The 22,142-nt window shown below is 62.5% G+C and carries 23 protein-coding genes; 17 read left to right on the top strand and 6 right to left on the bottom strand.

The features are described 5' to 3' along the window. Nucleotides 1-79 precede the first annotated feature (79 nt). The 9 genes from PHF15_RS10995 to PHF15_RS10955 all read left to right on the top strand — a co-directional run bounded on the left by PHF15_RS10995 (nucleotide 80) and on the right by PHF15_RS10955 (nucleotide 7,552). Complete coding sequence (locus PHF15_RS10995; RefSeq protein WP_300121114.1) at nucleotides 80-244, top strand: DUF1328 domain-containing protein; 165 nt, start codon at nucleotides 80-82, stop codon at nucleotides 242-244. 74 nt (nucleotides 245-318) lie between these two features. Continuing rightward, nucleotides 319-600 (top strand): hypothetical protein, encoded by a 282-nt coding sequence (locus PHF15_RS10990; RefSeq protein ID WP_300121112.1) that lies wholly within the window; start codon nucleotides 319-321, stop codon nucleotides 598-600. Between the two features lie 21 nt (nucleotides 601-621). Beyond that, nucleotides 622-1,005, top strand: a complete 384-nt coding sequence (locus PHF15_RS10985) for a hypothetical protein (protein ID WP_300121110.1) — start codon at nucleotides 622-624, stop codon at nucleotides 1,003-1,005. A 3-nt stretch (nucleotides 1,006-1,008) separates the two neighbouring features. Next, nucleotides 1,009-1,428, top strand: a complete 420-nt coding sequence (locus tag PHF15_RS10980; RefSeq protein ID WP_300121109.1) for a hypothetical protein — start codon at nucleotides 1,009-1,011, stop codon at nucleotides 1,426-1,428. Nucleotide 1,429: 1 nt separating this feature from the next. Then, the gene (locus PHF15_RS10975; protein ID WP_300121108.1) at nucleotides 1,430-2,503 is read left to right on the top strand and encodes an AI-2E family transporter; all 1,074 of its coding nucleotides are present in this window, start codon (nucleotides 1,430-1,432) and stop codon (nucleotides 2,501-2,503) included. Nucleotides 2,504-2,560: 57 nt separating this feature from the next. Then, complete coding sequence (locus tag PHF15_RS10970) at nucleotides 2,561-3,445, top strand: DnaJ C-terminal domain-containing protein (protein ID WP_300121107.1); 885 nt, start codon at nucleotides 2,561-2,563, stop codon at nucleotides 3,443-3,445. Between the two features lie 16 nt (nucleotides 3,446-3,461). Beyond that, nucleotides 3,462-3,791 carry a chaperone modulator CbpM gene (locus PHF15_RS10965; protein ID WP_300121105.1) on the top strand — a complete coding sequence of 110 codons (330 nt, stop codon included), beginning with the start codon at nucleotides 3,462-3,464 and terminating at the stop codon, nucleotides 3,789-3,791. A gap of 51 nt (nucleotides 3,792-3,842) precedes the next feature. Further along, on the top strand, nucleotides 3,843-6,551 hold the full coding sequence (locus tag PHF15_RS10960) for a cation-translocating P-type ATPase (protein WP_300121104.1): 2,709 nt from the start codon (nucleotides 3,843-3,845) through the stop codon (nucleotides 6,549-6,551). After that, nucleotides 6,548-7,552: a sodium:calcium antiporter gene (locus PHF15_RS10955; protein ID WP_300121103.1), complete on the top strand. Its 1,005-nt coding sequence runs from the start codon at nucleotides 6,548-6,550 to the stop codon at nucleotides 7,550-7,552. Before PHF15_RS10960 ends, PHF15_RS10955 begins: the two co-directional genes overlap by 4 nt. A gap of 10 nt (nucleotides 7,553-7,562) precedes the next feature. Here PHF15_RS10955 and lon read toward each other — a convergent pair whose 3' ends face one another. The 3 genes from lon to PHF15_RS10940 are packed head-to-tail and all read right to left on the bottom strand — an operon-like array spanning nucleotide 7,563 to nucleotide 11,005. After that, on the bottom strand, nucleotides 7,563-9,947 hold the full coding sequence (lon, locus tag PHF15_RS10950; RefSeq protein WP_300121101.1) for an endopeptidase La: 2,385 nt from the start codon (nucleotides 9,945-9,947) through the stop codon (nucleotides 7,563-7,565). Next, nucleotides 9,944-10,348, bottom strand: a complete 405-nt coding sequence (locus PHF15_RS10945) for an Hsp20/alpha crystallin family protein (RefSeq protein ID WP_300121100.1) — start codon at nucleotides 10,346-10,348, stop codon at nucleotides 9,944-9,946. The genes lon and PHF15_RS10945 overlap by 4 nt, the downstream gene beginning before the upstream one ends. Nucleotides 10,349-10,351: 3 nt before the next feature. Next, complete coding sequence (locus tag PHF15_RS10940) at nucleotides 10,352-11,005, bottom strand: BON domain-containing protein (protein ID WP_300121098.1); 654 nt, start codon at nucleotides 11,003-11,005, stop codon at nucleotides 10,352-10,354. 280 nt (nucleotides 11,006-11,285) lie between these two features. Here PHF15_RS10940 and PHF15_RS10935 point away from each other — a divergent pair, with 280 nt between their 5' ends. Both PHF15_RS10935 and PHF15_RS10930 read left to right on the top strand, forming a co-directional pair. Continuing rightward, a complete protein-coding gene (locus tag PHF15_RS10935; RefSeq protein ID WP_300121096.1) occupies nucleotides 11,286-13,160 on the top strand; it encodes an Ig-like domain-containing protein in 1,875 nt (624 codons plus the stop codon). Between the two features lie 13 nt (nucleotides 13,161-13,173). Further along, entirely contained in the window at nucleotides 13,174-14,334 is a 1,161-nt protein-coding gene (locus PHF15_RS10930) for an outer membrane beta-barrel protein (RefSeq protein WP_300121094.1), read from the top strand. Here the strand turns inward: PHF15_RS10930 and PHF15_RS10925 are convergent. Beyond that, nucleotides 14,331-14,996, bottom strand: a complete 666-nt coding sequence (locus tag PHF15_RS10925; RefSeq protein WP_300121093.1) for an alpha/beta hydrolase — start codon at nucleotides 14,994-14,996, stop codon at nucleotides 14,331-14,333. The two genes, PHF15_RS10930 and PHF15_RS10925, sit on opposite strands and share 4 nt — an antisense overlap. 232 nt (nucleotides 14,997-15,228) lie before the next feature. Here PHF15_RS10925 and PHF15_RS10920 point away from each other — a divergent pair, with 232 nt between their 5' ends. From PHF15_RS10920 to PHF15_RS10895, 6 genes are all read left to right on the top strand, one after another. Beyond that, a complete protein-coding gene (locus tag PHF15_RS10920) occupies nucleotides 15,229-15,543 on the top strand; it encodes a BON domain-containing protein (RefSeq protein WP_300121091.1) in 315 nt (104 codons plus the stop codon). A gap of 53 nt (nucleotides 15,544-15,596) precedes the next feature. Next, nucleotides 15,597-15,719 carry a hypothetical protein gene (locus tag PHF15_RS10915; protein ID WP_300121089.1) on the top strand — a complete coding sequence of 41 codons (123 nt, stop codon included), beginning with the start codon at nucleotides 15,597-15,599 and terminating at the stop codon, nucleotides 15,717-15,719. A 144-nt stretch (nucleotides 15,720-15,863) separates the two neighbouring features. Then, nucleotides 15,864-17,804 (top strand): AsmA family protein, encoded by a 1,941-nt coding sequence (locus PHF15_RS10910; protein WP_300121087.1) that lies wholly within the window; start codon nucleotides 15,864-15,866, stop codon nucleotides 17,802-17,804. Then, entirely contained in the window at nucleotides 17,801-19,192 is a 1,392-nt protein-coding gene (locus PHF15_RS10905; protein WP_300121085.1) for a phospholipase D-like domain-containing protein, read from the top strand. Before PHF15_RS10910 ends, PHF15_RS10905 begins: the two co-directional genes overlap by 4 nt. Before the next feature lie 101 nt (nucleotides 19,193-19,293). Further along, nucleotides 19,294-19,875 (top strand): BON domain-containing protein, encoded by a 582-nt coding sequence (locus PHF15_RS10900; protein WP_300121083.1) that lies wholly within the window; start codon nucleotides 19,294-19,296, stop codon nucleotides 19,873-19,875. A gap of 13 nt (nucleotides 19,876-19,888) precedes the next feature. Continuing rightward, a complete protein-coding gene (locus PHF15_RS10895) occupies nucleotides 19,889-20,365 on the top strand; it encodes a glycine zipper 2TM domain-containing protein (RefSeq protein WP_300121081.1) in 477 nt (158 codons plus the stop codon). Between the two features lie 107 nt (nucleotides 20,366-20,472). Here the strand turns inward: PHF15_RS10895 and PHF15_RS10890 are convergent, their stop codons facing one another. Next, the gene (locus PHF15_RS10890; RefSeq protein ID WP_300121079.1) at nucleotides 20,473-21,198 is read right to left on the bottom strand and encodes a Crp/Fnr family transcriptional regulator; all 726 of its coding nucleotides are present in this window, start codon (nucleotides 21,196-21,198) and stop codon (nucleotides 20,473-20,475) included. 22 nt (nucleotides 21,199-21,220) lie between these two features. Then, nucleotides 21,221-22,042: a response regulator gene (locus PHF15_RS10885; RefSeq protein ID WP_300121077.1), complete on the bottom strand. Its 822-nt coding sequence runs from the start codon at nucleotides 22,040-22,042 to the stop codon at nucleotides 21,221-21,223. Between the last annotated feature and the right edge of the window lie 100 nt (nucleotides 22,043-22,142).

Raw genomic sequence — 22,142 nt, 5'->3', positions numbered from 1 at the left:
TCAGCGAACAGACGTCGCGGCTCGATTCACTTAAATTGAGGCTTCCAAGGCCACCCGGCCTGTTCACCAGGAGCCTCATATGCTGCACTACGCTGTTGTATTTTTCGTTATCGCCCTGATTGCCGCCTTGTTCGGCTTTGGCGGCATCGCCGCTGGTGCTGTCAGTATTGCCAAGACGCTGTTCTTCATCTTTCTGGTGTTGGCCATTGCCAGTTTTCTGTTCGGCATGATCAAGAAGCGCTGATTGATCAGAGCAGCCAAAAACCAGTCTCTCCCTTGTCCATTTTTTTAACACGATCAAAGATTGAAGGAGCTCTCATGTTTAATAATAAAGCCACCGACATTGCCAACGCACTTGCAGACCAGGCCACCAATGCCGCCGATCAAGTGGCCAAGTCCAGCCAGCAGCTGGCACACGATGTGATGGACGGCGTGCGCGACACCTCGCACCAACTGCGCGTCAAGGCCGAGCACGCATCTGACAACACGGTGCGTTACATCCAGCACGAGCCGGTCAAAGCCATGCTGATGGCCGCCGCCACCGGTGCCGCCCTGATGGCCCTGGTCAGTCTGATCAGCCGCTCACGCAGCCACCACTGACCCGGCACCCGATTGCCGTCCATGCACCCGCTGCTTGAACTGTTGCTGGCGCGGCCGCAATTACTGGCCGACCATGCGCTGGCTTATGGCGAGCTTTTCACCGAAGAATTGGCCCAGGCGCGTAGCGCCTGGCAGCGCTGGGCGCTGTGGCGGGCCGCCGCCTTGTGCGGTCTGTTGTTGGCAACCCTGCTGGCCGGTGTGGCGCTGATGTTATGGGCAGCGCTGCCCGCTAGCGGCATGCCGATGCCCTGGCTGTTGCTGCTGACGCCCATGCTGCCCTTGGCGGCGGCACTGAGCTGCTGGGGAGTTGCTCAGCAACGGGGCTCGCCCCAGGCTTTTGCCCTGATGCGCGGCCAGATGAATGCGGACATGGCCATGCTGCGCGCAGCCAGACCATCGCCCTGAATCATGAACAACACCCAAACAAGTTGTGACCGGCTGATTCGCTCGCGTGACCGCTTGCGCCAGGCCTTAAACCAAGACGCGAGTCCAGGCGATGACCGTCCAAGGCAGCCCTTCGGAGCCACCACCGCAGAAGCTTGGGCCAAGCTCAAAGGCAGCACCAGCGCGAATATTTTTACCGCCGTCCTCCAAAACTGGTGGCACCAGCACCCGCTGCGCTTGGCTTTGCAGGTCTCTGCGCAAACAGCCGAGGTGGTGGCCACGCCAGTGGCCCAAAAACACCCCATCGCGTTGGTCCTTGGCGCCGGGCTGGCAGGCGCCTTGTTGATGCGCACCAAGGCTTGGCGCTGGCTGTCGGTGTCTGCCGTGTTCGCCGGACTCGCGCCGAAACTGATCAAGGCGCTGGGCACCCAACAGAAAGCCTGAAATGTCCACGCATGAGACCGCAGCGACCAACACCCAGTCCTCGCCGCGTGAACACTGGGCGTTGCTGATCCTGCTGGCGCTGGTCACCCTGGCGCTGGGCAGCATTCTGCTGCCGCTCTATGCGGCCATCATGTGGGGCCTGATTTTGTCGCTGCTGTTCACCCCGCTGCACCGTTGGCTGTTGCCGCGCCTCGGCCATCGGCCAACGCTGGCCGCCCTGTGCACGCTGTCGATCGTGCTATTGATCGTGATTTTGCCGATGATCCTGGTGCTGCTGCTGCTGGCGCAGGAAGCCGCCTGGCTTTACCAGGGCTTGCAGTCGGGCGACATCAATCCAAGCTTGTATTTCCATCGCGCATTCAACCGGCTGCCGGACTGGGTAGGCGCCATCCTGGACCGCTTTGGCCTGGTCAACTTTTCCACTTTGCAACGCCGGCTGTCAACGACGCTGGCGCAGGGTTCCCAGTTTGCCGCCACCCAGGTCTTCAATATCGGCCAAAACACGTTTGAATTCGTGGTGGGCCTGTTCATTGCGCTGTATCTGGCGTTCTTTTTGATCCGCGATGGCGACAGCACGGTGCGGGCCATCGGGCGCATGATTCCGCTGACCCCTGTGCACCGGCAACAACTGTGGCACAAGTTCGCCACCGTGGTTCGCGCCACCGTCAAGGGCAATCTGCTGGTGGCCCTGATTCAGGGCGCCCTGGGCGGTTTGGCATTTTTGGCGCTGGGTGTCAAAGGCGCCTTGTTATGGGCCGTGTTGATGGCTGCTTTATCGCTGTTGCCGGCCATTGGCGCCGCGCTGGTGTGGGGGCCGGTGGCGCTTTACTTTCTGATCACCGGCGCCATCTGGCAGGGCCTGGCGCTGGCTGCCTACGGGGTGCTGGTCATCGGCCTGGTGGACAACCTGCTGCGGCCGGTGCTGGTGGGCAAGGACACCCGCATGCCCGACTACGTGGTGATGATCACCACGGTGGGCGGCATGGCGGTGTTTGGCATCAACGGTTTTGTGCTCGGCCCGCTGATTGCAGCCATGTTCATGGCGGTCTGGCATATTTTTGACACCACGCGTTGACAACGTTTGCGCAATCGCAAGGCATGGTCATCAGGCACCACGCAAACTGACAGCATCATGAAATACAAAGACTATTACGCCATCCTGGGCGTGCCGCGCACAGCCAGCCTGGATGACATCAAAAAGGCCTACCGCAAACTGGCGCGCACCCACCATCCGGACATGTCCAAGGCGCCGGACGCCGAGGTGCGATTCAAGGAAATTGGCGAGGCATACGCCACGCTGAAAGACCAAGCCAAGCGCGCCGCCTACGACGAACTCGGCCACCCCGCCAGTGGCGCAGACTTCAAACCGCCACCGCAATGGCAGCAGGATTTTGCGCCGGGCGGCATGTCGTTCGAAGACCTTGACCTGGCCGATTTGCTGGCCGCCATGGGGCAGGGTCAACGCGGTCAATCGCGCCAGGCCATGCCCCTCAAGGGCCAGGATTTCGAGACCTCGGTCACCATTCCACTCGAACACGCCCGCCGCGGCACCACGGTCAACCTGACGCTGGCCGAGGGCACCGGCGAGCGCACGCTGCAAGTCACCATCCCGCCGGGCGCCTGCCAGGATCAGAAATTGCGCCTGCGCGGCCAAGGCGGCAAGGGCCGCAACGGCGGGCCAGATGGCGACATTTACCTGCACATCAAGCTGGCGCCGCATGCGGTGTTCCGGCCCGATCACCACGACCTGTACTTCAACCTGGCGCTGGCGCCCTGGGAAGCCGCTCTGGGCGCCGAGGTCGAAGTGCCGACGCTCGACGACCCCGTGCTGCTGACGGTGCCGCCGGGCACCCGCAGCGGGCGCAAATTGCGCCTGCGCGGGCGCGGTCTGGCGGCGGACCACAGCGACCTGTACGCCATCGTCCACATCGACGTGCCCGCCACGCTGTCAGCGCGTGAACACGAGCTGTTCCAGGAACTGGCCAAAGTCTCAACCTTCAAGCCCCGAGGGGCCTGACCCCAGGAGGAAATCCATGACACAAGCAAGCTTCGAGAGTTTCAGTCTCGACACCACCGAGATCATCTCGTTGACGGAACTCGCCCAGTGCTGCGGCATGAGCCCGGCCGAGCTCGACGAGCTGGTGGACTACAACGCCCTGGTGCCGCTGACCAGCCTGCCTGAGCGCGCCTTCAGCGCCCATTGGGTGACCCCCATGCGCACCGCTGCCAAGCTGCGGCTCGACTTTGACCTTGACCTGTTTACCGTGGCCATGCTGCTTGAAAAGCTGATCCAGATCGAGCTGCTGGAGCGCCAGGTGCAGGCACTGCAGGCGCTGGTGCCGGCCCACCTGCGGCAGACTTGAAGCGTCGCGGCGCGCAGCACCACTGATAAAAGCAGAGACAGAATAGGGCGCATGCAGACCAGCAAAGACTCCCCTTCGACGCACCCCGCCGACCCACGATCCTGGCACCAGCGCGAGGTGCACGAGCTCACCGCCGAGCACGCGGTGGATCCCGAGCACGGCCTGCATGCGGCCGAGGTCGAGCGGCGTCAGGCGCTGCATGGCCCTAACGAGCTGCCGAGCAGGGCGCAGCGCGGTCCGCTGGCCATTCTGGCGGCGCAGTTCACCGACTTCATGGTGCTGGTGCTGCTGGCCGCTGCCGTGGTGTCAGGGCTGATTGGCGACCTGATCGACACCGTGGCAATTCTGGTGATCGTGGTGCTGAATGCCGTGATTGGCTTTCTGCAAACCTGGCGCGCCGACCGCGCCATGGCGGCGCTCAAACAGCTCGCCGCGGCCCGGGCCACCGTGCTGCGCAGCAGCGAACGCCAGGAAGTGCCGGCGCGCGACCTGGTGCCGGGTGACATCGTGCTGCTGGAGGCAGGCAACAAGGTGCCCGCCGACATTCGGCTGATCCATAGCGCACAACTGCATGTGGATGAGTCTGCGCTCACCGGCGAGTCGGTCACGGTGGCCAAACACACTGCGGCCTTGCCCGATGCGGCTGACAGCGCCCTGGGCGACCGCCTCAACATGGCTTTCAAGGGCACCACCGCCACGTTGGGTCGCGGGCGCGGCCTGGTGGTGGCCACCGGTGCAAAAACCGAATTGGGCAAGGTGGCGCAGCTGCTCGACCCCGAAGACCGCACCACGCCGCTGCAACGGCGGCTGGCCGCCTTCGGCAAACGACTGGCGCTGGTGGTGATCGGCATCTGCGTGGTGATTTTTGTCGCCGGCATCTGGCGCGGCGAGCAGGCGCTGCTGATGGCACTCACCGCCATCAGTCTGGCGGTGGCCGCCATCCCCGAAGCCCTGCCGGCCGTGGTGTCGGTGCTGCTGGCGCTGGGCGCGCGACGCATGGTCGCAGTGAATGCACTGGTGCGGCGCTTGCCTTCGGTGGAAACGCTGGGTTCGGTCACCACCATTTGCTCGGACAAAACCGGCACCCTGACACAAAACAAGATGCGCGCCGAGCTGGTCTGGTCCGACGGTCAAAGCTGGCTGCCCGGTGGATCGCAAGCCGGGCCGGTGCTCCAGGAAACCCTGCGCGCCGCCGCGCTATGCAACGACGCGCATGGCAATCAAGCCCCGCAAGGTGACGGCACAGAACCGGCGCCAGAATGGCAAGGCGACCCCACCGAGACGGCACTGGTCGAGGTGGCCCTTGCCATTGGCATTGACAAGGCGGCGCTCGACGCTGAATGGCCCCGCCTGAAAGAGTTGCCGTTCGACTCCGAGCGCAAGCGCATGACCACGCTGCATCCCAGTGCCGAAGGCGTTACCGGCTACACCAAGGGCGCCCCCGAATCGGTGCTGCCCTGCTGCGACGCGCAATGGTCACCGGGTGGCGCACGGCCGCTGGACTCAGCCGCGGCAATTGCCCGGGCCGACACACTGGCGGCCCAGGGTCTGCGTGTGCTGGCGCTGGCGCGGCGTGACCTCTCCGCGTTGCCCGATGTGCTGGCGCCCGGCCAAATCGAGCAGAAGCTGCAGTTTCTCGGCTTGATCGCGCTCATCGACCCGCCGCGCCCTGAGGCAGCCGCCGCTGTGCGCGACTGCATCACGGCAGGCATCATGCCGGTCATGATCACCGGCGACCACCCCGCCACCGCACGCGCCATTGCCCAACGGCTTGGCATTGTGGCTGACGCCCAAGCCGAGGTGTTGACCGGGCAGGATCTGGCGGCGCTTGACGACGCCGCGCTGCTGCTGCGCGTATCGCAGGTGCAGGTCTATGCCCGGGTGGACCCGGCGCAGAAAATCCGCATTGTCGAAGCCTTGCAGGCGCAGGGCGAGATCGTGGCCATGACCGGCGATGGGGTGAACGATGCCCCGGCCCTCAAACGCGCCGACATCGGCGTGGCCATGGGCAAGGGTGGCACCGACGTGGCCCGCGAGGCCGCCAGCATGGTGCTGCTCGATGACAACTTTGCAACAATAGTGGCGGCGGTGCGCGAAGGTCGGCGCATCTTCGACAACATCCGAAAATTTGTGCGCTATGCCATGACCGGGAATTCGGGCGAAATCTGGACCCTGTTTCTGGCGCCGCTCGTTTTTCTGCCGATTCCGCTCTTGCCGATCCACATCCTGTGGGTCAACCTGGTCACCGACGGCCTGCCCGGTCTGGCGCTGGCGGCCGAGCCCGCCGAGCGCGGCGTCATGCAACGCCCGCCGCGTGCGCACACCGAGAGCCTGTTTGCCAACGGCATGTGGCAGCATATTCTGGGCATTGGCCTGCTGATTGCCGGCCTGTGTCTGGGCGTGCAGGCCTGGGCGCTGGCCACCGGCCACGCACACTGGCAAACCATGGTGTTCACCGTGCTCACGCTGTCGCAAATGGCCCATGTGATGACGATCCGATCCGAGCGCGATTCGCTGTGGCAACTCGGCCTGGGTAGCAACAAACCCTTGCTCGGCGCCGTGCTGCTCACCTTTGTGCTGCAGATGGCCACCATTTACGTGCCGGTGCTGAACCCCATCTTCAAGACCCAGCCGCTGAGCGTGGCTGAGTTGGGCATTTGTCTGGGCGCCGCGGCACTGGTGGGCGTGGCGGTTGAGCTTGAAAAAGCCTGGCGCCGCCGAAAGAGTCAAAGCCCGGCAACCGGGGGGATTGCAACATGAACCCAGTCGCCTTGGTCTGGCTGCAATTTCTGCTGTGCGCCGGCCTGATCGGCTTTGCCGGCGTGCGCCTGAGCCGCTATGGCGACGCCATTGCCACCCGCACCGGTCTGTCGCGCAACTGGGTGGGCCTGATTTTGCTGGCCACCGTAACCTCGCTGCCCGAGCTGGTCACGGGCTTGAGCGCGGTCACCGTGACTCACGCGCCCGACATTGCCGTGGGCGACGTACTGGGCAGTTGTGTCTTTAACCTGATGATTCTTGCCCTCATCGACGTCCTTTACCGAAAAGGCAGCCTTTACAAGGAGGTCGGCCCGGGTCATCTGGTTTCGGCCGGGTTCGGTGTCATTTTGCTCGCCGGTGCCGGGCTGGCGGTGGTGCTTGGCGCGCAGGGCATGATGCCTGCCTTGGGCCACATCAGCCTCACCAGCATGCTCTTGCTCGGCATTTATCTGGTGGCCATGCGCACCGTTTACGTGATCGAGCAACGCCACCCGGCGCGCGCCGACGAGGCCGAGCCAACAAGCATGACGCTCAAAGTCGCCTTGATGGGCTACGGCATGGCTTCCATCGTGATTGTGGGCGCCGGCATCTGGCTGCCCATCATTGGCGTTGAGCTGGCCCGGCTGATGGGTTGGACCCACTCCTTTGTGGGTACCCTCTTCATTGCCTTTGCCACCTCGGTGCCCGAGCTGGCCACCACCTGGGGGGCGGTGCGTATTGGAGCGCTGGACATGGCGGTTGGCAACCTGCTGGGCAGCAACCTGTTTGACGTGCTGATCCTGGCGCTCGACGACGTGGCCTATGTGACGGGGCCGATTTACACCAAGGTGTCACAAGTGCATGCGGCCTCGGCCTTCTCAGCGTGTGTGATGAGCGCCATTGTGATTGTTTCGCTGGCCAGCCGCCCCACTCGGCGCGTCGCAGGCGTGGCCACCTGGTCCAGCCTGGCGCTGCTGGCCTTGTATTTACTCAACGCGGCCATTCAGTTTTTGCACGTCTGAGTGTGCCGGTTCAGGTCGCTGGCGCTTGCGCAAGACCCATGTCGATGGCGCCCGCCAAGGCCTGCTCCACATCGTCGAGAAAGATGAACGCCAGCTGCGCCCTGGTCTGCTCCGGCACTTCTTCCAGGTCCCTGCGGTTGCGCGCAGGCAGCATCACGGTGCTGATGCCGGCTGCCAGCGCCGCCAGCACTTTTTCCTTGATGCCACCGACCGGCATCACCAAGCCGCGCAGGCTGATTTCACCGGTCATGGCCACCTGGCTGCGCACCGGCCGGTCCATGAACAGGGAGGCCAGCGCAATGAACATCGCGACCCCGGCGCTGGGTCCGTCCTTGGGCACGGCGCCCGCAGGCACATGGATGTGCACGTCCACCTTTTCAAAGGCAGCAGGCTCCAGCTTGAGGGCGGAGACCCGTGATTTCACCAGGGTCAGCGCCGCCTGGGCGGACTCCTTCATCACATCGCCGAGCTGGCCGGTCAGGATCAAACGGCCGCTGCCGGGCGTGCGGCTGGCCTCGATGAACAAAATGTCGCCGCCCACCGGCGTCCAGGCCAGGCCGGTGGCGACCCCGGCCATGCCGGTGCGCAAGGCCACTTCGTTCTCGAACTTCGACTGACCCAGGATCTCGCCAAGGTCGGGCGCATCAATCGTCTGCGCCGTGGCCTTGCCCTCGGCAATGCGCACCGCCACATGGCGGCAAACGGCGCCAATCTGGCGCTCCAGATTGCGCACACCGGCCTCGCGCGTGTAGTGGCGGATGATGTCCATCAGCGCGGCGTCGGTAAGCGTGAACTGCGCCGGCGAGAGGCCGGTCTCGTCGAGCTGGCGCTGCACCAGGTAACGCTTGGCAATCTCTCGCTTTTCTTCCTGCGTGTAACCCGCCAGATGCAGCACCTCCATGCGGTCGCGCAGCGGCCCGGGAATGGTGTCGAGCATGTTGGCGGTGGCGATGAAAATCACCTGCGACAGGTCGTAGGGCACGCCCAGGTAGTTGTCGCGGAACGTGTTGTTCTGCTGCGGGTCGAGCACCTCCAGCAGCGCCGCCGACGGGTCGCCGTGCACGCCGGTGCCGAGTTTGTCGATCTCATCGAGCATCATGACGCAGCCGCGGGTGCCGGCTTTTTTCAGCGCCTGGATGATGTTGCCCGGCAGCGCGCCAATGTAGGTGCGCCGGTGCCCGCGAATTTCGGCCTCGTCGTGCACGCCACCCAGCGACACCCGGGCAAATTTGCGCCCGAGTGCGCGCGCGATGGACTGACCCAGCGAGGTCTTGCCGACGCCCGGCGGACCCACCAGGCACAGGATGGGGCCGTGGCCACCCGGTTTGAGCTTGCGCACCGCCAGGAATTCGACAATGCGCTTCTTGACCTGCTCCAGCCCGAAGTGGTCGTCGTCAAGCACCTGGCGCGCCTGCGCCACGTCAATGGCATCAGGCTCGGGTGCTTTCCAGGGGATTTCCAGCAGCCATTCCAGGTAGGTGCGCACCATCGAATATTCGGTCGAGCTGTCCGGCATGCGCTCCAGCCTTTTGAGTTCTTTTCTGGCCTGTTTGGCCACCTCCTCGGGCATGTCGGCATCAATGATCGCCTTGCCGAGGTCGGCCAGTTCGGCCGCGTTGTCTCCGCCCTCCTCGCCCAGCTTTTTCTGGATTTCCTTGATCTGCTCGCGCAACAAAAATTCGCGCTCGCGCTGGCCGATGCTGGCCTTGGTGCGCTGGTCAATGTCGCGCGACAGGTTCAGCACCTCGATTCGGTGCACCAGCATGTCAATGACACGGTCCAGCCGCGCGCGCAGGTTGACCTCTTCGAGCAGCTCCTGTTTTTCTGCGGGTTTGATGTCCACATAACCGGCCACCAGATCGGCCAGCATGCCGGGGCTGTCCACCTCCTGCACCGCCAGCAGCATCTCCTGGGGCACCTTGGGCAGCAGTTGCAGGAGCTCCACCGCGCGCTCCTTGAGCTGGAAAAAGCGGGCCTCGATGTCGCGGTCGTCCTCGCCGCCCGCATCGGCCACGCGCTCGACGCGGGCCACCATGAAATCAAAGCCGTCCAGGTAAGCCAGCGCCCGAAAGCGCTGTTGCCCCTGGCAAATAATGTGGTGCGAGCCATCGGGCGTGGTGACGTAGCGCAATATGGCGGCCACCGTGCCCATGGGCGCCAAGTCTTCGGGCGTGGGCGCGTCGGCCTCGGGGTTGCGCTGCATCACAATGCCGACCGGCAACTCGGCCTTGACCGCATACTGGGCCGCGTTGATCGAGCGCTCACGGCCAATGCTGATGGGCATGATCATGCCGGGAAACAGCACCATGTTGCGCACCGGCACGATGACCATGGCATCGTCGGGCAGCGCGCGCTGCAGCTCAGGCACGCCGGACGAGGGTTCGACCAGATTCATGATTCTCTTTCAAGCGTGAGGCGCAGACAGCCGTTCTGCAACAACATGTCAGCCACAGCGTAATCGGCATGTGGCAAGGGCACACGGCGCTCGAAGCGACCATAAGGGATTTCGAGTTGCAGGATCGTGCCGCTGCCAAAATCGGCGGCAAGAGAGCGCTCGCCATACACCACCAGCACCTGCTGCTCCAGCCGCACATCAAGCCGCTCTGGCGTGACACCCGGCAGCGCGATGAGCAGGCAAAGCATCTGCTCGTCGCCGTACATGTCCACCGGCGGCTCCCAGCGCGGCACGTCGCCGGAGCGGCCCAGTTGAAAAAACTGCCGGTGCAGCCGATGCGCGCCCTGCAACAGCTCGATGGCCTGCGTCAGCATCCAGGCATGCGGGTCAGCGGGTCGCACAGGCTAGGCCTCCACCGTCAGCTGGTTGTTGACGCGGCTCACACCGGGTGCAGACCAGGTCACACCTTCGGCCGCATTCTTCTCGGCCCACGAGTGCACGCGGCCGCGCAGGGTTACCTCGCTGCCCTCCACGATGACATCGATGCGGCGCGCTTCGCGCATGGCCTGGCGCGTCAGCGCGTCCTGGATGCGCTCCGACAGCTTGAGCGGGATCGGCAGCGTCTTGAGCTGGATGTTGTCGGTGATGCCCACCACCCCCTTGAGCGGACGCACCATGCGCTCCACTGCGCGGCGCTGGAAGTTCCAGTCGAGCTCGCCCGTCAGGGTGACCCAACCCTTCTCCACCGCCACCTTGACGCAGCCCTGCGGCACCGAGGTGTTCCAGCCCAGCGCGTGTTCCACGGCCAGCGCAATTTCGGTGTCGGTGCGCTGGTGCACCCCGCTCGGGATCACGTCGAGCTCGACCGCAATCGCCTTGACACCGCTGACGCGCTCGGTGGCCCGCTTGGCCGCCACCTTTTCAGCGTAGCTGTCAAGGTGTCCGGTCAAGGTGACAACACCTTCCTTGACGGTCACACCGACTTTGGTTTCGGAAATCAGCGGATCCCACAACAACTCGGCCAGCACGTCTTTCTTGATTTCTGCATCGGTCTTCATGGCATCTCCCGGTAGAAAGTGACAACAAAATAATCACTTTCTTCAGAATAGCCATGCCCGGCGGCAGTGCATTGCGAATAATCAATCCTCCATTCAGCTGCCATCAAAGACATCCCCGTTTCCCCTTGTGTGGTTCAGCACACAGACACAGCGCCGCCAGCTGTCGATACTGAAACCTGCAATGCAGCCAGCCTTTGGGTTGGCGCACCGCAACAGTTCCCTCGTCAACCCCGTGTTGACCCGGCTGCAGTAAGTTTTTGGAAACTCAAGAGGTATGTATATGAACAAATCACAACTCAATTTCAGGCCACTGCCATGGCTCATGGCACCGGTTCTGAGCGTTTTTCTGGCCGCTTGCGGCGGCGGTGGGCAAGAGCCCATTCTGGGAACTGGTGGCATTGCGGCCGTGGCTCCCACGGTCACCAGTGTCACACCACTGCCCAATGCCACGGGCGTTGCCAGCAACACCAAAACCATCACCGCAACGTTTAGCAAAGCGATGGACCCGGCCACACTCACCGGGGACAGCTTTATGCTGGCCTGCCCGACGGCAACAGCCATCACTGGTGGCATCGTCAGTTACCAAGCCAGCAGCAAAACTGCCACCTTGACCTTGCCTGCCAACACCGCGCTGGCCATAAATACATGGTGTGTTGCGACCATCACAACGTCGGCCCATGACAGCACGGGCATTGCCATTGCCGAAAACTTCTCCTGGCAATTCAGCACCGGAGCGGCACTTGACACCACCGCGCCAAGGGTCATCGACACGATCAATGCCAACGGTGCCAGCAACGTAGCCATCAACACCAAGGTGGGTGCCACGTTCAGTGAAGCCATGGATCCCTTGACCATCACCAACACCAGTTTCACTTTGAAACAAACGGTCAGTGGCGCCGCGGTATCTGGCAACACCAGCTATTCTGGCGTGAATGCCCTCTTTGACCCCAGCAGCGTGTTGACTGCCAATACCCGATACACCGCCACGATCACCACCGTGGCCACTGACCTGGCCGCCAATCCGATGGCAGCAGATTACAGCTGGAGTTGGACCACAGCTGCTGTGGCAGACACAACCGCCCCCTTGGTGATTCTGGTCAACCCTGCTGAATCAGCGCCCGGTGTTGCGGTCACCACCTCGGTGAATGCCACCTTCAACGAAGCCATGGACCCGTTGACCATCACTTTTGCCAACTTCAAGGTGGCTGGCGTCACGGGCACGGTCAGCTACAACGCGCAGAGCAAAATTGCGACCTTCAAACCCAATGTAAATCTCGCTGAAAACACCACCTACACCGCAACCGTCACCACGGATGTGGCTGATCTGGCTGGCAACACGCTGGCAGCCAGCAAAGTGTGGCAATTCACCACGGTTGCCACGCCGGTTGATGTGCCTCTCATCACCTTGAACACAGTCGCACCATTTGGCACGTTTGGCGGCAGCGCCGGCATGACCAACATGGGTACGCTGACCATCATCAATGGCGACATCGGTACCATTGCCACCGGCACCTCGATGATCACGGGTTTTCATGACAAACTGGGCGACATCTACACCGAAACAACCCTCAACAAGGGCTTTGTCAACGGCAAAATCTACACCTGCACCAACTCAGTGACAGGCCCCACGTCAACCGGCCCTAACGCTGTTGCCTGCGCTGCCGCCACCCAGGCGCGCCTGGATGCCCAAACCGCTTACCTGGCCCTGGTGGCAACACCAGTGGGTGGCGCAAGCCCGGCACCGGGTGCCAATCTGGCCGGTGTTACGCTGCAGCCTGGCACCTATGTGGCGCCTGGTGGCTCGTTCCTGATCGAAGGTGGCAACCTGACCCTCGATGCGCAAGGTGACGCCAATGCCACCTGGGTATTCCAGATGGCTTCCACGCTGACCGTCGGCGGCCCGGGTGCAGCCGCACCGCAAAGCATCATCCTGGCGGGCGGCGCACTGGCCAGGAACGTGTTCTGGCAAGTCGGCTCCACGGCCACCATCAACGCGGCCGGCGGCGGCACCATGGTGGGCACCATCATTGCACAAGCCGGAGTCAATATCTCGACCGCTGACAACGTCAACATCGTCACGCTGGAAGGCCGGGCCTTGTCTCTGGGCGCCTCGGTCACGATGGTCAATACCGTCGTCAACGTGCCAGCCCAATAACCCGGAGCGCAACATGACACTTAACAAAAGCAAATCCGTCCGCACCGCTGGCAAGCTCAGCCTGCTGACCCTCGCGCTCATGGCGGCCCCTTGCGCCATGGCTCAGGACATCTCGGGCTGGTACGCCGGCGCCAATTACGGCGTGACCGAGGCCACCATTGACGACGCCCGCATCACCAGCGGACTGCTCGGCAGCGGCCTGACCGTCACCTCGATTGAAGACAATGACCGCGACCGTGGCTACAAGCTCTTTGGCGGCTTCCAGTACAACAAGTATTTGGCAGTGGAAGCGGGATATTTCGACCTGGGCCGGTTCGGCTTTGTCGCCAACACCTCTCCCACCGGCACCTTGAGCGGCGACATCAAGGCCAGGGGTTTCAATCTGGATGCCGTGGGCATCCTTCCGATCACCGACAAGTTTTCCGCCTTCGGTCGCGTTGGTGTCACGTATGCGGACACCAAAGGCGCCTTTGCCGGCACCGGCGCGGTCAACGTGCTCGACCCCAGCCCGAGCGCACGCGACACCAACCTCAAGGTCGGCCTGGGCGTGCAATACGCCTTCACCGAGGCGCTGAGCCTGCGCGCCGAGATCGAACGCTACCGCATCAATGATGCCGTGGGCAACAAGGGCGACATCGATCTGGCCTCCATCGGCCTGGTCTATCGCTTTGGCGGCAAAACACCGACCCCGGTGGCGCAGACCTACAGGCCTGCACCCGTGATCGTCGCCCAGGCGCCAGCACCCGTGTACGTGGCACCGCCGCCGCCACCACCTCCTCCTGCACCCATGCCACAAAAAGTAAGTTTTTCGGCTGACTCGCTGTTTGACTTCGACAGCGCCGCCCTCAAGCCCACGGGTCGTGGCGAGCTCGACAAGTTGGCCGCAGATTTGCGCGGGGTTGACTTCGACGTGATCAACGTCACTGGACACACCGACCGCATTGGCCGACAAGCCTATAACCAGAAGCTATCCACCCGGCGCGCCGAAGCGGTCAGCGCCTACCTGGTGAGCTCGGCAGGCATTCCGGCCAACAAGATCAACGCCAGGGGCGTCAATGGTTCCGACCCCGTCACCAAGCCCGGTGACTGCGTCGGCACCAAAGTGTCCCCGGCGTTGATCGCCTGCCTGCAACCCGACCGCCGGGTGGACGTCGAGGTCAGCGGCAAACGCTAGTCTTTAACCACCAGATGGTGGTCAAACCAGGCCGCCGCCTGGCTGGCCACCTGCTCCAGCGTGCCGGCTTCCTCGAACAGATGCGTGGCACCGGGCACGATGCTCAACTTCTTGGTGCACGACAGCAAGGCATAGGCGGCCTGGTTGAGTTCAATCACCTGTGTATCCAGGCCCCCCACCAGCAACAAGGTGGGGGCGCTCACCCTCACCAGATCAGCCTGCCCGGCCAAGTCCGGGCGGCCACCGCGCGAGACCACAACCCGCACCCCGTCACCCATGGCAGCCGCTGCCCGCAAGGCCGCTGCCGCACCGGTGCTGGCACCAAAGTAGCCGATCGGCAGAAGCGCCGTCTGAACGTTGTCTTTGACCCATTGACTGGCCAGCAGCAGGCGCCGGGTCAATAGCGTGATGTCGAAACGCGTCTGATAGACCAGGTCTTCCTGCGGGGTCAGCAGGTCCATCAACAGCGTGCCCAAACCCTTTTCACGCAATTCCCTGGCGACAAAATTGTTGCGCGGGCTGTGCCGGCTGCTGCCGCTGCCGTGGGCGAACAGCACCAGACCCGATGGCTTGGCAGGGAGTTCCAGCATGCCCTCGATCAACACATGATCAACCGGGATGCTGACCAGTTGCGAGAGTTCGGTTGGATGGATTGACTTCATTGCAAGCTCCTTTGACTCAAAAGCTTAACGCGCGGTCGATCAGCATGACTTGTGAGTTATCAAAGCTTGTGCGCGAAAAAAACACCCAATCTACCCACTTTTGCTCCTTGGTGCGCCAGCGCACCGACGCCGAAATTGCCAACTCGTAAAGTCAAGTCATCGACCGGGATCGGCCCGGCGTTTCGCCCATCGGTGGTGGGGCTTTCACCATCAATATCCTTTGGAGTTTTCTATGCAAATCAAAACCACTCTCGTCGCCGCCATGATGGCCGCCGCCCTGCTCACCACCGCTGGCTGCGCTGTCAGTCGCGGCCAGGAAACTGTTGGCGCTTATGTCGATGACGCCGGCATCACCACTCTGGTGAAAGCCCGCATGGCCGAAAGCAAGCTGGTCAGCGCCTCCTCCATCAGCGTGGAAACCCTGAACGGCACCGTGATGCTGTCAGGTTTCGCCAAAAGCGCCACTGAAAAAAGCGCAGCTGAAAACATCGCCCGCGGTGTCAACAACGTGAAGTTGGTCAAGAACGAAATCGCCATCCGTCCTTGAGCCTGATCCAGGCACACGACTGAGCTTTTTCAACACACCATAAAGGACGCACCATGAACTGGGACCAACTCGCCGGCAAAATTCAGGAACGCTACGGCGTTGCCAAAGATGACGCTGAAAAACAAATCAGCGAATGGGAACGCAAAGCCACCGATGCGTGGTTTTCCAAGAAGTAGCAGTGAAATCGACCTGCGCCTGGGCTTAACCCACAAGCTCAAAGCCCCGGATCTGCCTATCGGATCACGGGGCTTCATTTTGGCCCCCCGGCGTTCGTTGCCAACAACTCAACCCCTGCAGATATTCCCTTTGCAATTCTCACCATGACCTTGCTGCGTGCGCTCAAATGGATGCTCAGTGCCGTGCTGGCACTCGTCATCGTGGCTGTCCTGTTTGTTGCCGTGTTCGGCTGGAACTGGCTGCGTGCGCCGCTGCAGCAAAAGGTACTCGGGCAAACCGGCCGGGTGCTGCTGATCCAGGGTGACCTTGATGTCCGTTTTGGCTGGCCCTGGCCGCGCGTACAAGCCCGTCAGGTCAGCTTCGCCAACCCGGCCTGGGCGGCGCAAGCGCAGATGCTGACGGCCGAAGAAGTGGCGTTTTCCATCCACGTGCCGCAACTCTTGGCGCAGCGCCTGTCCTTATCCGACCTGCACCTGGTCAAACCCGTGGTATTTCTGGAAGTTGGGGCCGATGGCCGCAAGACCTGGCTGCTGGACCGCGACCAGAAGGACGAAAACGCCCGCGTCGCCATCGACCGCCTCACGCTCGACCAGGGCGTCATTGGCTACGACGACGCGGCAGGCAAAACCAGCATTCGCGCCGAACTCTCGACCCTGGCCAAGCCTGCCGACGGGGAGCAGACAGCGGGTGTCTCGTTCAAAGCGGAAGGCAAATACAAAGGCCTGCCACTCATCGCCAACGGCACGGGTGACTCGGTGCTGGCCTTGCGCGACGAAAGCACACCCTTCGGCCTGACCATCGACACCACGGTGGGCAACACCCACGTTCAGGCTGAGGGCCATATCACCAGCCTGCTCAAGTTTTCGGCCATCGACATGCAGCTGGCGCTTAGTGGCGACAACCTGAACCAACTTTTCACCCTGACCGGCATCGCCCTGCCCGCCACGCGCGACTATGTCGCCCATGGGCATCTGGTGCGAAAGGGCAACACGCTGCGCTACGACGAATTCTCGGGGCGCGTGGGCACCAGCGACTTGTCCGGATGGTGGCAGGTTGAAACCGGTGGCAAACGGCCGTTGCTGACGGCTGACCTGGTCTCGAACCGACTCACGCTGGAGGACCTGGGCCCGGTCATTGGCGCACGCCCCGGCCATCTGGAAGCCGCCATCAAGGCGGTGACCCAGACCGGCGCCGCCGGGGCAGTCACGCCCAGAGCCAAGCGCGTGATTCCTGACATGCCCTTCAAATTTGAGCACTGGGATACGGTCGATGCCGACGTCAAGTTCAGCGCCCAATCGACGCGCCAGGCCAGTTACATGCCGCTGGAAGCCCTCACCGCCCATTTGAGCCTGAAGAACTCGGTGCTGACGCTGGACCCGCTCCAGTTTGGCGTGGCTGGCGGACACCTGGATGCGGCCATCACGCTGGACGGCCGCCACAACCCGATTGCGGCCAAGGCCCAGTTACGACTCAAACGGCTGGCCCTGGCCAAATTGCTGCCAGCCGATCAAAAAGGCAAGGCCAGCACCAGCCAGATCGGTGGCCAGATCGCGCTTGCCGGCAGCGGCAATTCGGTGGGCAGCATGCTGGCCCATGCCGATGGCTCGGTCGCGCTGCTGGTGTCGGGTGGCCAGATCAGTCAGATGGCGATGGAAAAAGCCGGCGTGCACCTTTGGGAAATTTTCCGGCTGACGCTCTCCGGCGACAAACAAATCAAATTAAGCTGTGCCGTGGCCAAGTTTGATGTCAAATCCGGCTTTATGCACGCCAACATCTTGCTGCTCGACACCGAAGTGACCACGTTGCTGTGCAGTGGCAGCATCGACCTGGCGCAGGAAAAACTGGATCTGACCCTGACCCAAAAAACCAAAAACACCAGCCCGCTGTCGCTGCGCAGCCCGATCCATATTGGTGGCAATTTCGCCAAGCCCATCATCAAGGTCGATCAAACCCGCATGGCTGCGCGCGCGCTGGGCGCCCTGGCACTGGGCGCAATCAACCCGCTGCTGGCCCTGATCCCGTTGATCGATGCCGGACCGGGCCAGGACAGCGATTGTGTGAAATGGCTACAGGGGAAAAAATGATGCGGAAAATTCTCAATCAACTGTTGCTGGTGCTGCTGGCCAGCATGGGCACGGTGGGTTGCGCCACCCTGCCCGACACCGATGCCCTCATCGAGCGCCACAGCGCGCAGGAGGCCAACTTCGAGACCGCGCGCGGCCCGGTGTCGGCCAAGCGCAACGCCGCCATCCTGGCGTCCCTGCAAGGCAAATCGGGCGACATCGACATCCTGGACAAGCAAATGGCACTGGAGCAGGCCATCAGCGACAGCCCTCTCGTGCTGGGCAACAAGGTCAGCCTGCTGCAGGACGGTGCGGCCACCTACGCCGCCATGTTCGGTGCCATCCGCCAGGCCAAGGACCACATCAACCTTGAGACCTACATCATCGAAGACGATGCCACCGGGCAGGAGTTTTCCGACTTGTTGATGCAAGCCCAGGCGCGCGGCGTGCAGGTCAACCTGATCTATGACAGCGTGGGCGCCATCAACACGCCCAGGGCATTTTTTGAGCGTCTGTCAAAAGCCGGCATTGCGGTACTGGAGTTCAACCCCGTCAATCCCCTCACCGCCAAAGGCTCCTGGCAAATCAACAACCGGGATCACCGCAAGCAGCTGATCGTCGATGGCCGCTCCGTCATTCTGGGCGGCATCAACATCAGCAATGTCTATACCTCGGGGTCGGCGGTGCTGCAACGCCTCCTCAAGTCACCAACCGACGGCGTGGTGTGGCGCGATACCGACTTGCAAATTGAGGGCCCGGTGGTGGCGGAATTCCAGAAGCTCTTTTTGCAGACCTGGGAAAAACAGCATGGCCCGGCGCTGGCCGCCAAAGCCTATTTCCCCAAGCTCGCACCGCAGGGCCAGGACATCGTGCGCGCCATTGGCAGCACGCCCGACGATCCCTACAGCCTGATTTACCTGACGCTGATTTCGGCCATCGGCAATGCCGAAAAAACGGTCCACCTGACCAACGCCTACTTTGTGCCTGACCCGCAATTGCTGAAGGCGCTCACCGACGCCGCCGCGCGCGGGGTGCAGGTGCAACTGATCCTGCCCAGCTACTCCGATTCCGAGCTGGTGTTTCACGCCGGCCGCGCCCATTACGCCGAGCTGCTGGCCGGCGGCGTGCAAATTTTCGAGCGCCAGGGCGCCCTGTTGCACGCCAAGACCGCCGTGATCGACAGTGTCTGGTCCACGGTAGGCTCCACCAACCTTGACTGGCGCAGCTTTCTGGACAACGACGAGGTCAATGCGGTGGTGCTGGGGCACGAATTTGCCGCCAGGATGCAGGCCATGCACCAGCAGGACCTGGACGCCTCACAGCGCATCACGCCGCAAGCCTGGGCCGGACGGCCGCTGGAATTCAAGGTCAAGGAGTGGCTGGCGCAGCATTGGGGGCGCTTGCTGTAGGGAGAATCTTTTTCATCTCAAGCGTTCGCTATCGCACAGAAAAAATCTCGCCATCCAGCGACAGTGGCCTTTGTTTCAACGATTGAAGAACTGGAGAACAGATGACACGAAACCCTCTTGGCCTGCGCATTGCAAGCACCACTTTGGCCGGTGTGATGACGATTTACATGGCGGGCTGCAGCAAGGCAGAAGAGCCAATTCGCGCCCCGTCGGCCAATACCACCATCGGCACTGAAATTGACGACAGCCTGCTGACCACCCGGGTCAAGGCGGCGCTGCTGGACAACATCGACATCAAGAGCCTCGACCTCAAGGTCGAAACCCGCAAGGGCGAAGTGATGCTGAGCGGATTTGTCGATAACCAGACCCAAATCGACCATGCGGTGGCCATTGCCCGCGCCGTGCCCGGCGTGATCAGCGTCAGCAACGGCGTCAACCTCAAGGGTGCGCCCACCACGATCGGCACCAAGATCGACGACGCCGTCATCACCGCCCAGGTGAAGACCGCCCTGATGGCTGACGCCAGCGTCAAAAGCGCCGACATTGCCGCCGTGACCCGTGACGGCATCGTCCAGCTCAGCGGCTTTGTCAATAACCAGCCGCAAATTGACCGCGCCCTCGCCGTGGCTGGCAGCATCAAGGGCGTGATCCGCATCAACAACGAGATGACGATCAAACACTAACCGGAGTATGAAAATGCAAACATTGAACAAATTGACAGCGCTTGCCGCTGTGGTGGGTACCTTGATGCTTGGCGCCTGCGCCGGCACGACCCCACTCGCCAATACCAACGCGGGCACGGCCTACCCGCAGCAGAACACCAGTTCCTACACGCAGTATGGCGTGGTGCAATCCATTGCGCTGGTGCAACAGGAAAGCCCCAGCGCCCCCATTGGCGCGGGCACCATTGTCGGCGCCGTGGTGGGTGGGGTTCTGGGTCACCAGGTGGGCGGTGGCACGGGCAACACGGCTGCCACCGTGCTGGGTGCGGCGGGTGGCGCCTACGTCGGCCATGAGCTGGAGAAACGCAACCAGACCCAGCAGGGCAACGTTTACCAGTTGTCAATTCGCCTGAACAACGGCAGCTACCAAACCCTGACGCAAACCGCCAACAACGACATCCGTGTCGGCGACAGCGTGCGCATCGACAACGGTGTGGCGCAGCGCTACTGAGACCTTGTGGGTCAGACCACTCGCGAAGCGACGTGCTCTGACCCCAACTGATTAGAGGTCTTGCGGGTCAGACCACTCGCGAAGCGACGTGCTCTGACCCCAACTAATCAGACTTGCCGGTGGCGCACGTCACTGAGCAGGCGGTTGATTTCCTTTTTGACCACGCCGTAGCATTCGCAGGCGTGTGACTCCAGCCCGGCACGGTCGAGCACGCCAATGTGGCCGCGGCGGTAGCGGATGTATCCCAGGATTTGCAGGTGTCCGGCCGCGTCGGTCACGCTTTCGCGGCGCACGCCCAGCATGCTGGCCACCAGTTCCTGTGTCATGACCAGCTCGCGCTCGGGCAGGCGGTCTTGCGTCAGCAGCAGCCATCGGCACAGTTGCTGCTCGACCGAATGGTGGCGGTTGCAGGCGGCGGTTTGCGCCATTTGCGTCATCAGGGCCTGGGTGTAGCGCAGCAGCAGGCGCTGCAGCGCACCGCCTTGGTCAAACGCCTCTTTCAACACATGGCGATCCAGCCTGTAAGCCTGGCCAGCAGTTTGCACCACGGCCGAGCTGGACGTGGTGTCGCCGCCCATGAACAATGAAATGCCCACCACACCTTCGTTGCCCACGCCAGCGGTCTCGGCTGACGCCCCGGTTTCGGTCACATAGTGCAGCGACACGATGGAGGTGGTGGGAAAGAAAGCGTGGCGCATCTGGGTGCCGGGGTCGTACAGCATTTGGCCCAGGGGCAGCGGCACCAGTTCCAGGTGCGCTGCCAGTAGTTCAAAGTCTTTTGGCGGCAAGGCGGCCAGCAGGTGATTTTGACTGGGGTTGTGAAGTGATGGCATGGTCGGGTTTATGTTGTTTTATTTATGATCTGGCAGTCAGTTCCACGCCGATGCCCCGGTAGCCGACAAAGCGGCTGTTGCTGTTGAACATGGGCTCGCCGCTGACCTGAAACGTCTGCTGGCTGCCATCGGCATTGACGCGGTGAAAGACAAAGTCCAGAAAAGGCTGCCGCTCGGCAATGGTGGCGCGCAGCTTGTTGCGCTCGGCCTCGTTCCAGCCGCTCACCAGCATGCTTTTCTTGTCGCCATTGAGCGTCTCCACCTGAATGCCCAGCATCTCCAGCACCGGGCCCGACACCTTGCTGAACTGGCCATTCTCGTCCTGCTCCCAATACCAGTCCGAGGCCAGTTCGGTCAGGCTGCGGTAACGCGCCTCGCTCTCGCGCAACTCGGCGGTGCGCTCGGCCACGGTGGCTTCGAGCAGCCTGTTGTAGTCGGCCAGCTTGCGGTACAGCAGGCGCACTTCGAGCATGTTGTGGATGCGCGTTTTGACCTCGACCAGGTCGAACGGCTTGCTGATGAAGTCTTTGGCACCGGCCTGCAAGGCGCGCAGCTTGTGACCGGGCTGGGCGGTCAGCACGATCACCGGCAGGTAGTCGTCGGTGAGGCTGGTCTTGAGCCCTTCCATCACCTGAAAACCGTCCATCACCGGCATTTGCAGGTCGAGCAAAATCACATCGAAAGCGTTTTGGCGATGCAGCGCGCAGACTTCCTCGGGCTTCATGGTCGAGGTCACCTGGGTATAGCCGGCGTCGGCCAGCAGCTGCTCCAGCAATTGCACATTGGCCGGCTGATCGTCCACGATCAGGATGCGTGCCTTGAGAATATCAACGGTCATGGGCATGGTTTTTTCCTTGTTGTCCGGCCTCGATTGGAACAGTATTTTCCAGATTGACCATGGTGCCCGGCCCAGTCCGGCTGTTCTGTGCGCTGGCGCACACAGG

Origin of the sequence: Rhodoferax sp., from assembly GCF_028689295.1 — a bacterium.
Taxonomy (GTDB): domain Bacteria; phylum Pseudomonadota; class Gammaproteobacteria; order Burkholderiales; family Burkholderiaceae_C; genus Rhodoferax.
The sequence above is the reverse complement of the archived record's forward strand: the minus strand, read 5'-3'. Positions and strand labels throughout refer to the sequence as shown.